General features: G+C 61.7%; 11 protein-coding genes. 4 read left to right on the top strand and 7 right to left on the bottom strand.

Annotated features, from left to right (window positions below; translation table 11 throughout):
* Positions 1 to 3,015 (top strand): calcium-binding protein (locus tag DBR24_RS30865; protein ID WP_158277009.1); only part of this gene is annotated, 3,015 nt, incomplete at its 5' end.
* A gap of 8 nt (positions 3,016 to 3,023) precedes the next feature.
* On the opposite strand, the gene DBR24_RS01250 is transcribed toward DBR24_RS30865, so the two are convergent.
* The 3 genes from DBR24_RS01250 to DBR24_RS01240 are packed head-to-tail and all read right to left on the bottom strand — an operon-like array spanning position 3,024 to position 4,703.
* Positions 3,024 to 3,614, bottom strand: a complete 591-nt coding sequence (locus DBR24_RS01250) for an LON peptidase substrate-binding domain-containing protein (RefSeq protein ID WP_123463814.1) — start codon at positions 3,612 to 3,614, stop codon at positions 3,024 to 3,026.
* A 10-nt stretch (positions 3,615 to 3,624) separates the two neighbouring features.
* Positions 3,625 to 4,341 carry an LrgB family protein gene (locus DBR24_RS01245; protein WP_123463812.1) on the bottom strand — a complete coding sequence of 239 codons (717 nt, stop codon included), beginning with the start codon at positions 4,339 to 4,341 and terminating at the stop codon, positions 3,625 to 3,627.
* The gene (locus tag DBR24_RS01240) at positions 4,341 to 4,703 is read right to left on the bottom strand and encodes a CidA/LrgA family protein (RefSeq protein ID WP_123463810.1); all 363 of its coding nucleotides are present in this window, start codon (positions 4,701 to 4,703) and stop codon (positions 4,341 to 4,343) included. Before DBR24_RS01240 ends, DBR24_RS01245 begins: the two co-directional genes overlap by 1 nt.
* Positions 4,704 to 4,883: 180 nt before the next feature.
* On the opposite strand from DBR24_RS01240, the gene DBR24_RS01235 reads away from it, so the two are divergent.
* The 3 genes from DBR24_RS01235 (at position 4,884) to DBR24_RS01225 (ending at position 7,847) form a co-directional block, all read left to right on the top strand.
* Positions 4,884 to 5,339 (top strand): MaoC family dehydratase, encoded by a 456-nt coding sequence (locus DBR24_RS01235; RefSeq protein ID WP_007909575.1) that lies wholly within the window; start codon positions 4,884 to 4,886, stop codon positions 5,337 to 5,339.
* A 111-nt stretch (positions 5,340 to 5,450) separates the two neighbouring features.
* Positions 5,451 to 7,178 (top strand): C13 family peptidase, encoded by a 1,728-nt coding sequence (locus DBR24_RS01230; protein WP_128613639.1) that lies wholly within the window; start codon positions 5,451 to 5,453, stop codon positions 7,176 to 7,178.
* Between the two features lie 27 nt (positions 7,179 to 7,205).
* The gene (locus tag DBR24_RS01225) at positions 7,206 to 7,847 is read left to right on the top strand and encodes an oxidoreductase (RefSeq protein WP_123463805.1); all 642 of its coding nucleotides are present in this window, start codon (positions 7,206 to 7,208) and stop codon (positions 7,845 to 7,847) included.
* Between the two features lie 50 nt (positions 7,848 to 7,897).
* Here DBR24_RS01225 and DBR24_RS01220 read toward each other — a convergent pair whose 3' ends face one another.
* From DBR24_RS01220 to DBR24_RS01205, 4 genes are all read right to left on the bottom strand, one after another.
* Positions 7,898 to 8,182: a YceK/YidQ family lipoprotein gene (locus DBR24_RS01220; RefSeq protein ID WP_128613638.1), complete on the bottom strand. Its 285-nt coding sequence runs from the start codon at positions 8,180 to 8,182 to the stop codon at positions 7,898 to 7,900.
* Complete coding sequence (gene ubiX, locus DBR24_RS01215; protein ID WP_128613637.1) at positions 8,175 to 8,822, bottom strand: flavin prenyltransferase UbiX; 648 nt, start codon at positions 8,820 to 8,822, stop codon at positions 8,175 to 8,177. Before ubiX ends, DBR24_RS01220 begins: the two co-directional genes overlap by 8 nt.
* Positions 8,819 to 10,168, bottom strand: a complete 1,350-nt coding sequence (gene mpl, locus DBR24_RS01210) for a UDP-N-acetylmuramate:L-alanyl-gamma-D-glutamyl-meso-diaminopimelate ligase (RefSeq protein WP_128613636.1) — start codon at positions 10,166 to 10,168, stop codon at positions 8,819 to 8,821. The genes ubiX and mpl overlap by 4 nt, the downstream gene beginning before the upstream one ends.
* 576 nt (positions 10,169 to 10,744) lie before the next feature.
* Positions 10,745 to 12,525, bottom strand: a 1,781-nt coding sequence (locus DBR24_RS01205) for a sigma-54-dependent Fis family transcriptional regulator (RefSeq protein ID WP_146188926.1), incomplete at its 5' end; no start/stop codon positions are given.

The raw sequence follows: 12,525 nt of genomic DNA, 5'->3' as shown, positions 1-12,525 counted from the left end.
GGCAACCCGATGGCGCGCTTCGACAAACTGCTGGGCTCGGCACAAAAAATCGACATCCATCGCGTCGATTCCCTTGAGCACATGCCGGGCTGGGTCAACCGCAGCAAAAGTTATTTGCAAAGCGGTGCCGGCGTCGGCCTGCAGGCCTACGGCATCTACAGCGGCCTGATCGGGATTGCCGAGGCGATCAAGGTCGGCGATCTCGGCGAAGCCGCGTTCAATGCCGGCGGCATCAGCAGTGAAATCGGTTCGCTGATCATCGAGCGGGGCTTGAGCAAGGGTGGCGAAGCGATGTTCCAAAGTGGCGCGACGGTGTTCAACCGGTTTCCCGCCACCAGCATCGGCAAGACCCTGAGTCGCGGCGCGGGCCTGTTTGCCAGTGCCATCACGCTTCCCTTCGACATCATTGGTGCGGTCAAGGCTTTTAACGCGGCGGCGGGCACGACAGGCAAGGCAGCGCAGGATCACTACGTCAGCGGCGGACTCAGCGTGGCCGGTGCGGGAATCAGCATCGCCCTGGGCCTGGCGGCGCTCGCCGGTTTCGGCAGCGTTGCCGGCCCTCTTGGCCTGGCCGCGGCAGCCGTACTGGTACTGGGTGCGGAAATCTACCGCGCCGCGCGGGTTGTCGATGACATTGATGACTACATCGAGCTGGGTTTCCATGAGCGTCTGCGTTCGGGCTGGTTTGCCTTCACCCATCAAGAGCTGGATCAGGACGTGATGGACCGGTTCAGGATCGCCAAGGCCACCGGCGACCACCGCCAGCAACAGCAGGCCTCGGCCACCGCCCTGTTGCAGGGAGCCTATAAAAACTATATCGAACACGTGGTGAACGGCAGCTTCAATGTCCAGTTACGCCCGATCAACGTATGGCGCCGCCAGTGGGACGCGAGCGCCGGCGAACAACCGTTCAAAATCGAGAACGAGCCGGTGGTAGTTTCCAGCGATGACCACATTGATGCGCGCGACGGTTTGCCACCCGACCTCGAGCGCGTCGTCAGCGGTGAGGCCGGCGACGGGAAAGGCGTGTTGTGGCGCCTGGATGACGGTTACGACCGGGTGGTCGGGGTGAAAAACAAACCCAACTACTTTACCTATCGCACCGACGCCAAAAACCTGACCGGTGGTGACAAGGACGACACCTTCCTCTTCGAGGTCGCCGAGAGCGAGTTCGACAGAGCGGTGCGGCCAGCACGCACCAGCATCCTCGATGGCAGTGCAGGCACCGACCTGCTGGCGTTCGAAGGGGCACGGCCCAGGCGTGAAACGCGCTTTGTCGGCCATGACGTCCACTTGCCCAGCGGAGAGGTCGCACTGCGCAGTGGCGACCCGCAAATCGCCGATATCAGCGTGGCGCAGATCAAGGACATCGAGAACATCTCGACCCTGCGGCAGGGTTCGAGCAAGGTGACAGGCGATGATCGCGCCAATGTCATCGTTGCCAATGGCTACGACACAGTGACCGCCGGAGCAGGCGACGACAAGTTGGTCATTCGCGGTGCGCAGGTCAACGCCGACGGCGGCGCGGGGACCGATCGCTACTACATCGCCGAGACGTCCATCGAGGCGACGATTGTCGAAAACGGTCAACAGATCAGTCACATCGAACTCGGCTGGCCAGCAGAGAACATTCAACAATGGCGAATTGTCGGCACCTCGCTGGTCATCACTTCACGACGGGGCGCAGACGGCGAGCTGCCGGAGCACACCCTGACCATCGAGAACGTCTACAGGACGCTCAATGGTCAACGTCAGTTGATCAACAACCTGCTGCTTTTCATCACGTCTGATGGTTACGAGCTATTGCCGGTCCTGCCGGCGCTGCTGCAGGACCTGTTACCCCACACGACTGAAGTCATCGTGACCGTCAACGGCAGCCGCCCGCCGGCCCCCTGCATCATCAACGGCGGTGCTCTACATCCCAAGGCTGCGCAACCGCAACATTACTTCATGTCGCGCAACAACCGCAGAGTCGACTTCAGCGTGCCACACGGCACGGCCAGAACGTCCAGCGTCATTCACCTCGACTACAACAGTACCGAGTTGCTTGGCCTCGGCATCACTTACAGCGTTGACAGCAACAAGGGCGTATCGGGGTTTTCCTACCTCACCTACAGCGCTTTCACGATCCGGCTGCAACTGCTAGCAAAAGCTGTTTTTCTATCGAATGTGGTGGGCGAGCGATCCGACAATAAAACCGACGTCGGTGGTGGACGCATGGCCGCCGGGATCGAAACCCGGCATGACGTAGTGCTGGTGTTCAAGGATGGCGAATCGTATCGCCTCGTGCCGCCAGCCCTTTCCTATATCGCTGATTCCGCAGCCCCCGGTTACCAGTCACGGCCAGCACCGGAGTGTCTGAAACCGCGGCATGGCCGCTATCAGTTCAACCGTCCACAGGTGACTGAACGCCATCTGCTGCCCGTGCATCCCGGCAAGGTCGACATCAACTCAACGCAGCATAAGGGTAAGTACGCCCTACAGGGTCAAAGCTCGATCTACGACGTCTATCCGTCGAGCAACGCGATCATCAGCCTGTCGACCCCCGGCGCTCAGGCCAGGACCGCCAACGCGTCGACCTGGACGTTCTACAGCACACGGATGACCGAAACGGTCACCCGCAGCGATATCCGCCTCAGTGGCAATGAACTGCATGTCGCCAGCGTGTTGATCGAATTGCCCGACATCGACGAAGAAACCCCCGTGGAGTCCATCAGTGTGGCGACGTCATCCGGGAACATTTATGAAGTGTCGCTGCTGTTCGAAGTGTTGCAGCTCTACGTCATCGAAGCCCGGGGCTATGCCACGCTGGCGGCGCTGCTGGAGGACATCCGGCAACACCGGGAACGCCACGAACTGGCTTCGCAGGTGTTCGTCTTGAACATCGGCTCCACCGCCGAAAAAAGCGGTCATATCTATTACAACGCGAGCAAGGACTACTGGGGCATCGACAGCGACTTGAGCTATCGCATCAAACCGCAAGACCTGGTGATAAACCGCGCACTGATCGCCTGATGCGCAGCTCAGGCGAATAACTCACCTTGCAACTCATCCAGCAGTGCCTGAATGGCATCCAGGCGCTGTTGCGGATCATCCAGTTGCAGCAGGTCGATCTTGTCTTCTTCGGCAAAGGGCAGCAGGTAGGCCAACTGATTGGCCAGTGACTGCTGACCAGGCGCGTCGGTGCCCATGTTCAGCGCCTCGACCATTGGATGCTCGGCCAGGGCCTTGAGCAGCGCCACCAGGTCGGCGTCTTCTTCCTGCAAGGGTTGCTCCGGCTCGTCGTCCAGCCACTCGACGTCTGCGAGAATCAATTGGTCGCGCTGCACTTCGGTGCGCAGCACATGGAAGCGGCGCCCGCCCTGCACGCGAATCCCCAACAGCCCGTTGTCCTGCTGCTGGAAATCGGTGATCAGCGCTTCGCAGCCGACCAGCGCAAAACCCTGCGGCGCGAGACCGACTTCGCTGCCGTCGAGGATGCACACCACGCCGAAGCCGCCGCCCTGTTTCATGCAACGACCGATCATGTCCAGGTAGCGCGCCTCGAAGATCTGCAAGTCGAGATTGCAACCGGGAAACAGCACTGTGTTCAGCGGAAAAAGCGGCAGGCTCATAGACATTTCCTTAGACCACCATCGACACCGCCAACGGCAGGAACACCGCCGTGGCCACGCCCATCAGACTCATTGCCAGCGCCGCGAAGGCGCCGCACTCATCACTTTCCTGCAACGCCACCGAGGTGCCGACGGCGTGGGCTGTCATGCCCAACGCCATGCCGCGCGCCTCGGGGCTGTGTACGCCAAGGCGGGTCAACAGTGCCGGGCCGAAGATCGCGCCGATCACCCCGGTGATCAGCACGAACACCGCCGCCAGCGCCGCGACGCCACCGATCTGCTCGGCCACCAGCATGGCAATCGGCGAGGTCACCGACTTCGGCGCCATGGTCATCAGGATCATGTGCTCGGCGCCGAACCACCAGCCGAGCAAAACGCCCATGCCCGTCGCGACCACACCACCTATCACCAGCGTAGTAAAAATCGGCCAGAACAATTGGCGGATGCGTTTGAGGTTGAGATACAGCGGCACCGCCAGCGCCACTGTCGCCGGGCCCAGCAGAATGCTGAGGATCTCGGTGCTCTTGCGGTACTCGGCGTAAGTCAGGCCGCAGCTGACCAGCACCCCAATCACCAACAGCATGGAGACCAGCACCGGTTGCAGAAAGATCCAGCGGGTTTTCTCGAACGCCGCCAGCACCAGTTGATAAGCACCGAGGGTGATGCCGATGCCGAACAGCGGATGGTGAATCACCGACGCCCAGGCGCCGTGCCAGTCGAAGAGCATCAGGATTCCTCCGATGGCGGTACATGACGCCGGACCAGACGCTGCATCAAGACCCCGGCGAAGGCCATCGACAGAATCAGCGAGACCACCAGTGCGCCGACAATCGCCCAGAAATCCGCGGCAATTGCCGAGGCGTACACCATCACACCCACGGCTGGCGGCACCAGCAGCAAGGGCAGATAGCGCAACAGACTGCCGGCCGCGAGGTTCAACGGCTCGCCGACTTCCCCGCGAACGATCAGGAACACCAGCAGCAACAGCAGGCCGATGATCGGCCCCGGCAGCACCGGCAACAGCAAGTGATTGAGCGCCGTGCCGAGCAATTGAAACAGCACCAGCAGGGTCAGGCCACGTAACAACATCTGACATCTCCGACAAAAAGCGCCGAGCATTATAAGCACGCCTGCGCTATGGATCGGCATTCGCCAAAAGCATGGTCGGTTGACCGGAGCAAATCGCCATGATGATCTACAGTGGTTCGCAGGGCGGTCAAATCCCCCACCTGAAAAACTATAAAACCGATGAACCCAAGGAGAGTCTCAATGCCCTATGTTCCCGTTGCAGAGCTCAAAGATTATGTCGGCAAGGAACTCGGACGTTCCGAATGGCTCACTATCGATCAGGAACGCATCAACCTGTTCGCCGAAGCCACCGGTGATTATCAGTTCATTCACGTCGACCCGGTCAAAGCCGCGCAAACGCCATTTGGCAGCACCATTGCCCACGGTTTCCTGTCGTTGTCGCTGATCCCCAAATTGATGGAAGACATCCTGATCCTGCCGCAAGGCGTGAAGATGGTGGTCAACTACGGTCTGGACAGCGTGCGCTTCATCCAGCCGGTGAAAGTCAATTCGAAAGTCCGTCTGAAGGTCGATCTGGGCGAAGTGACCGAGAAAAAACCCGGCCAGTGGCTGCTCAAGGCCACCGCGACACTGGAGATAGAAGGCTCGGACAAACCGGCCTATATCGCCGAGCCACTGTCGCTCTGCTTCGTCTGATGGTTCTGGATGCGAAGCAGCGCACGCTGTTTCGCGTCAACACTGTTTTACCGGCTGCATTAGGTCACACAGCTGCGGCATACTCGGTCGCCTAATTGCCCGGATCCCGCTATGCGCTCACTCGCGACTCTTGCCCCCCTTGCCTTGACTCTGTTGCTGGCCGCTTGCGGCGACGGCGAATCGCTGTTGCCGCCGGATGCGCGTCTGCCGGACGGCGGGCGCTATCGCGGTGAGCTGGTCGATGGCTTGCTGCAAGGTCAGGGCCGCGTCGACTACCCCAACGGCAGTTGGTACGCCGGGCAGTTCGACAAGGGCCAGTGGCATGGCCAGGGCGAATGGCACGGCAGCAATGGCGAGGTTTATCGCGGTCAGTTCCAGCAGGGATTGTTCGACGGCCAGGGCAGCCTGACCACCAATGCCAGCAGCTACACCGGCGGTTTCAAACAGGGCCGGCGCGACGGCGAAGGTACGCTGAAAGAAAACGCCATGACCTACCGTGGCGAGTTCAAGGCCGATCAATATTCGGGGCTCGGCCGCCTGGAAATGGACGACGGCAGCTCCTATCAAGGCCAGTTCGCCCACGGCAAGCCCAACGGCGAAGGCCAGCGCGGCGATGCCAGCGGCAATTCGTTCAGTGGCCACTTCGTCAATGGTCAGCTGGAGGGCAATGGCACCTTCAACAGTGCCGACGGCGACATCTATGTCGGCGGCTTCAAGAACAATCAACTGCACGGCAAAGGTCGTTACGAAAACGCTGACGGCGATGTCTGGCTCGGCCAGTTCAAGGAAGGCGCGCTGACCGGCAAGGGCGAACTGATCGGTGCCGACGGCAGCCACTACATCGGTGCGTTCAGCGACTGGCGCTTCAGCGGTCAGGGGCGCTTGAACCTGTCCGACGGCAGTTTCTACATCGGCGGCTTCGACAACGACAGCTATGCGGGACGCGGCACCCTGGTGCTCACCGATGGCACCGTGATGAGCGGCACCTGGATCAACGGCCAGCGCGTGCGCGATGCCGATGGCAAGTTGCTGCCCGATACCCTTGAACTCGGCTTGCTCGCCCAGGGGCGTCTGCTCGATGACGCGCTGGCCGCCATCCCCGCCTCGACCCCAGCGGTCGAGTTGTACACGTTGACCCTCGGCGGCGATGGCAAGCAAAGCGTGTTTCTGCGCGAATCCGACTACGTGGCTAACATGCTCAACACCCGTTTCGGCGCCTACGGCCAGATCCGCCTGGTCAACCACCGCGACCATCTCGGCGACCGACCGATGGCCACCCGCGAGAACCTGCGCCGCGCCGCGCAGACGCTGGCCGAACGCAGCGGCCCGGAAGACCTGCTGTTCATCTACCTGACCAGCCACGGCACCGCCGAGCATGAACTGGTGCTCGACCAGCCGCGCATGGAGCTGGCCGACCTGCCCGCCGACGAACTCGCCGCCGTGCTGGCACCGCTGAAAAACCGCGACAAGATCATCGTGATCTCGTCGTGTTACTCCGGCGGTTTCATTCCCGCCCTCAAGGACGAACACACGCTGATCATGACCGCGTCGCGCGCCGACCGGGTGTCCTTCGGCTGCTCGGAAGAAGCCAACTTCACCTACTTCGGCGACGCGCTGTTCGCTCAGGCGCTGAACCAGACCGACGATCTGGAGCAGGCCTTCAAACTCGCCAGGGCCACCGTCGCCGAGCGCGAACTGGCGGACAATTTCGAAGCCTCGGAGCCACAGATCTGGGCGCCGAAAGCCGTGCTGTCACACTGGCAACTGCTGCGCAAACAGCAAGCAAGAAAAGCATTGCAAAGTGCTGCGTTGAACGACGGAGCAACAAAGAGCAACTAAGCTGAACAGTATCAAGGGAGAGACACCATGTACTTGACGCCTCAGCACGTATTGCTTGCCGGAGCCACCGGTTTGACCGGTGAACATCTACTCGACCGTTTGCTCAACGAGCCAACGATTTCACGCGTGCTCGCCCCTTCCCGTCGACCCTTGGCCGAACATCCGCACCTGGAAAACCCGGTGGGCGATCCGCAGGCGTTTCTGCCGCAACTCAGTGGCCGCGTCGATATCGCCTATTGCTGCCTCGGCACCACCATCAAACAGGCCGGCTCGGAAGCAGCGTTTCGCGCGGTAGATCTGGACATGGTCGTGGCCTTCGCCAAACGCGCGCGGGAGATGGGTGCGCGGCACCTGATCGTGATCAGCGCGATTGGCGCGGATCCGAAATCGTCGGTGTTCTATAACCGGGTCAAAGGTGAAATGGAGCAGGCGTTGCGTGCGCAAGACTGGCCACAACTGACCATTTGCCGGCCATCGCTGTTATTGGGTGATCGCGCCGAACCGCGTCTGGGCGAACAACTCGCCGCGCCGTTTTCCAAACTGATTCCAGGCAAATACCGCGGCATCGAAGCCTGCCAGCTGGCCCGGGCGATGTGGCGCCTGGCGCTGGAAGAGCAGGATGGGGTGCGGGTGATCGAGTCGGATGAACTGCGCAAATTGGGCAAATAACCTGAAATCGCTATCGCCAGCAGGCTGGCGATGGAGTGCGCAGCACACCCCTACAATCCGCCAGTCGCCTGAAAACTCACACCGATCACGGTGAGCAACGACAACGGCAACAACAACGTATCGAGCAACGCACTCGCCGGCAGGTCCACCCCCGGATAACTCGGCGCCTCAGCGCCGAAGCGATCCATCGCACAACACCCGCCATTCAGCGCGTACAAATCCAGGCGCGTGCCGGAATACACCACCGGCGCGCCCGGTTTGGCCGCATCCAGCGTGCGCACAGTGGCGCACCCGGCCAGTTGCAGCGCCAGCACAATTGCCAGCAGCTTATTCATCGCTGCTCAGATGATGCTCGCCCCAGCGCGGCAGCATGTCCTGCGGAATGCCCAACAGATTGAGAATCCGTGCGACGACGAAATCGATCAGGTCGTCGATGGTCTGCGGCTGGTGGTAGAAGCCCGGCGACGCAGGAAGAATGGTTACGCCCATGTTCGACAGCTTGAGCATGTGCTCCAGATGAATGCTCGAATACGGCGCCTCGCGCGGCACCAGAATCAACTGGCGACGCTCTTTCAATGTGACATCGGCAGCGCGCTCGATCAGGTTGTTGCAGGCGCCCGTGGCAATCGCCGACAGCGTACCGGTGGAACACGGCACCACCACCATCGCCGCCGGTGCGCCAGAGCCCGAGGCCACCGGCGACATCCAGTCTTCCTTGCCATACACGCGAATCTGCCCGGCAGCCGCGCCGGTATATTCGGTGAGGAACGCCTGCATCATCTGCGGCTTGGGTGGCAGCGTGACATCGGTCTCGGTGGCCATCACCAGTTGCGCGGCCTTGGAGATCAGGAAGTGCACCTCGCGATCTTCGCGCACCAGGCAATCGAGCAGGCGCAAACCGTACTGCGCGCCAGAGGCGCCGGTCATGGCCAGCGTGATGCGTTCCGGGCCGCCATGCTGGGAAAGAGTGTTCATTTCAGCGCCTCGGCGAGTTTGCCGTGCAGGCCGCCGAAGCCGCCGTTGCTCATGATCACCACGTGAGTGCCGGGCTGGGCCTGGCTCTTAACACGTTCGATGATGCCTTCGAGGGAATCGCTGACAATCGACGGCACCGTGCACAGTGCGGCGGTGCCCGCCAGATCCCAACCCAGGTTGGCCGGGGCGTACCAGATCACCTGATCGGCATCGACCACGCTGTCAGGCAGACCGTCACGGTGCGCGCCGAGCTTCATGGAGTTGGAGCGCGGCTCGATGATCGCGATCAGCGGTGCGTCGCCGATGCGCTTGCGCAGACCGTCGAGGGTAGTGGCGATGGCGGTTGGGTGGTGGGCGAAATCGTCATAGATGGTGATGCCGCGCACCTCGGCGACTTTCTCCATGCGGCGTTTGACGTTCTTGAACGCGCTCAGGCCGGCGATGCCCATTGATGGAACCACGCCAACGTGCCGTGCCGCCGCCAACGCGGCCAAGGCATTGGCGACGTTGTGCTGACCGGTCAGCTCCCATTCGACGGTGCCCTGAGGCACGCCTTCGAACATCACTTCGAACGCCGAGCCGTCTTCGCTGAGCAGTTTGACCTGCCACTGACCGCCGGCGCCGGTGGTCTGCACCGGGGTCCAGCAACCCATTTCGATCACGCGCTGCAAGGCCGGTTCGGTGGTCGGGTGGATGACCAGGCCTTCGCTCGGAATGGTTCGCACTAAATGGTGGAACTGCCGCTCGATCGCCGCAAGATCCGGGAAGATGTCCGCGTGATCGAACTCAAGGTTATTGAGGATCGCGGTGCGCGGACGGTAGTGAACGAATTTCGAACGTTTGTCGAAGAAGGCGCTGTCGTACTCGTCGGCCTCGATCACGAAGAACGGCGTACCGCCCAGGCGGGCCGACACCGAGAAGTTTTGCGGCACGCCTCCGATGAGGAACCCCGGGCTCATGCCGGCGTGTTCCAGGACCCAGGCGAGCATGCTGCTGGTGGTGGTTTTGCCGTGCGTACCGGCCACCGCCAAGACCCAGCGACCTTGCAGCACGTGATCAGCCAGCCACTGCGGGCCGGATACGTACGGCAGGCCTTTGTTCAGCACATATTCCACCGCCGGGTTGCCGCGGGACATGGCGTTGCCGATCACCACCAGATCCGGTGCCGGATCGAGTTGGGCCGGGTCATAGCCTTGCGTCAGTTGAATGCCTTGCGCTTCAAGCTGCGTGCTCATCGGCGGATAGACGTTGGCATCGGAGCCGGTCACGTGATGGCCCAGCTCTTTGGCCAGCACTGCCATCGAGCCCATGAAAGTCCCGCAGATACCCAGAATATGAATGTGCATAGTCGACCTCGTAAAACATGGCCGCAGGTTAGCGTAGGGAGGGGGAAATCGCACTCTTTAGGTGAGGAGCGGGGATGGTTGGCCTGGCATTTGGGCTCGACTGAAGATTGTCCCCCCTCACCCCAGCCCTCTCCCGAGGGAGAGGGAGCCGATCTACGTGGCGTGCAAAGATTGAGCTCGGCTCGATAATTCAGGTCGGCGTAGATCGCCAAAACACCCCGATCAGTCCCCTCTCCCGAGGGAGAAGGAGCCGATCTACGTGGCATTCAAAGATTGAGTTCGGCTCGACAATTCAGGTCGGCATAGATCACCAAAACACCCCGGCCAGCCCCCTCTCCCGAGGGAGAAGGAGCCGATCTACGTGGCATTCAAAGATTGAGTTCGGCTCGACAATTCAGGTCGGCATAGATCACCAAAACACCCCGATCAGCCCCCTCTCCCGAGGAGAAGGAGCCGATCTACGTGGTGTTCAAAGATTGAGTTCGGCTCGATAGTTCAGGTCGGCGCAGATCGCCAAAACACCACGGTCAGTCCCCTCTCCCTCCGGGAGAGGGTTAGGGTGAGGGTGAGGGGCTTTTAACTGACCCGCCGCTCAATCCCATGCTTACGCAGCTTTCTGTAAAGCGTATTACGGCTAACGCCCAGTTGCTCAGCGGTGCGAGTCATGTGCCACCGCGTTTGTTCAAGAACTGCGAGCAAGGCTAACCGCTCGGCGTCTTCCAGTGGATGCTCACCCGACTCGGCTGGCGAAATCGCTGGCCGCCCCTGCCGAATCACCACCGGCAAATCCTCCAGCCCGATCCGCCCTTCATCACACAACGCCGCCAGCGTGCGCAGCACATTGCGCAACTGGCGCACGTTGCCCGGCCAGTTGAACGCCAGCAACGCTTGGCGCGCCGGCTCGTCGATCAGGACCGTTTCGCCGCCCGCCTCTTCGGCCAGCAGGAAATCCAGCAACTGCGATTTATCGCTGCGCACGCGTAACGCCGGCAGCGCGACTTCGAGGCCGTTGAGCCGGTAATACAAGTCTTCGCGGAAGCTGCCGTCTTCGACCCGTTCCAGCAGATTGCGGTGCGTGGCGCTGATGATCCGCACGTTGACCGCTTCCGGTTCACCACCGATCGGCACCACTTGCCGGTCTTCCAGCACCCGCAACAAACGCGTCTGCAAGGCCAGCGGCATGTCGCCGATCTCATCGAGAAACAGCGTGCCGCCGTCGGCCTGCTGCAACTTGCCGCGCATGCCATCCTTGCGCGCGCCGGTGAAACTGCCGCCGCGATAGCCGAACAGTTCGCTCTCGATCAGGCTCTCGGGAATCGCCGCGCAATTGAGGGCGACGAAGGCTTTGCCGGCGCGCTGACTGGCCTGATGCACAGCCTTGGCGAAGGCTTCCTTGCCGGAGCCGGTTTCACCATTGATCAGCAGCGGCACGTCGCGCTCAAACACCCGCAGCGCCTTGCGGAAATCGGCTTGCAGCGCCGCGTCACCGAGGCAAATACCCGCCAGGGGTTGAGCCTTGGCCACGACCGGGGCCGGGGTGATCGGCAGCGGTTTGCGCGATTCGCCACGCAGCAAGGCAAACAGATACCGCCCATCGCGAGTGCGCAGCGGCCAACTGGCGCTGGCATTGGCGCTGGCGCGACCCAGCAGTTCATCCAGCGAACAATCGAAAAACGCTTCCACCGGTTTGCCCAGCAGACCACCGCGAATATGCCCCAGCAGGTTCAGCGCACTCTGGTTGACCGCACTGATCCGCCCTTCCCCGTCAAACGCCAGCAGACCTTCGCTGAACAGTCCTACGGATTCGGCCTGCAAGTGAAAGCGCAGCAACCATTGGTTATCGAAACAGCGCAGGAAATAGCAGCTCTCGATCATCTTCGCTGACAGGTTGACCAGCGCCATGGTGTGGAACTGGCTCTGCCGCGAGACATCGTGGCGCGCCGAGGACACGTCGAGCACCGCCAGCAATTCGCCGTGTGGGTCGAATACCGGGCTCGCCGAGCAGGTCAGGCCGGTGTGGCGGCCGCGAAAGTGTTCGTCCTGGTGAATGGTCAGCGCCTGGCGCTCGACCAGGCAGGTGCCGATGCCGTTGGTGCCTTCGCAGGCTTCGCTCCAGTCGGCGCCAAGCCAGAGGCCGGCGCGTTCGAAAATCTTGCGTTCGGCAGGCGCAGTGACGCAGTTGAGGATCACCCCGCGCGCGTCGGTCAGCAGCACCGCGTGGCCGGCGCCGGACAGTTGTTGATGCAGGCTGCTCATTTCATTGCCGGCAATCTGCAACACCTGCTGCAGACGCTCGCGACTTTCGAGGACCCGGCCGTGTTCAAGCACGGTGGGCGCCATGGCCAGGGCCGGGTCGA

It is taken from the genome of Pseudomonas sp. HMWF006, assembly GCF_003061205.1.
GTDB lineage: Bacteria > Pseudomonadota > Gammaproteobacteria > Pseudomonadales > Pseudomonadaceae > Aquipseudomonas > Aquipseudomonas monsensis.
The sequence above is the reverse complement of the archived record's forward strand: the minus strand, read 5'-3'. Positions and strand labels throughout refer to the sequence as shown.

Excerpts from the sequence above, each read along its gene's own strand:
- DBR24_RS01250 (WP_123463814.1), bottom strand. The coding sequence starts at position 3,614 with ATGAGCCTGCCGCTTTTTCCGCTGAACACAGTGCTGTTTCCCGGTTGC.
- DBR24_RS01245 (WP_123463812.1), bottom strand. The coding sequence starts at position 4,341 with ATGCTCTTCGACTGGCACGGCGCCTGGGCGTCGGTGATTCACCATCCG.
- DBR24_RS01240 (WP_123463810.1), bottom strand. The coding sequence starts at position 4,703 with ATGTTGTTACGTGGCCTGACCCTGCTGGTGCTGTTTCAATTGCTCGGC.
- DBR24_RS01235 (WP_007909575.1), top strand. The coding sequence starts at position 4,884 with ATGCCCTATGTTCCCGTTGCAGAGCTCAAAGATTATGTCGGCAAGGAA.
- DBR24_RS01230 (WP_128613639.1), top strand. The coding sequence starts at position 5,451 with ATGCGCTCACTCGCGACTCTTGCCCCCCTTGCCTTGACTCTGTTGCTG.
- DBR24_RS01225 (WP_123463805.1), top strand. The coding sequence starts at position 7,206 with ATGTACTTGACGCCTCAGCACGTATTGCTTGCCGGAGCCACCGGTTTG.
- DBR24_RS01220 (WP_128613638.1), bottom strand. The coding sequence starts at position 8,182 with ATGAATAAGCTGCTGGCAATTGTGCTGGCGCTGCAACTGGCCGGGTGC.
- ubiX (WP_128613637.1), bottom strand. The coding sequence starts at position 8,822 with ATGAACACTCTTTCCCAGCATGGCGGCCCGGAACGCATCACGCTGGCC.
- mpl (WP_128613636.1), bottom strand. The coding sequence starts at position 10,168 with ATGCACATTCATATTCTGGGTATCTGCGGGACTTTCATGGGCTCGATG.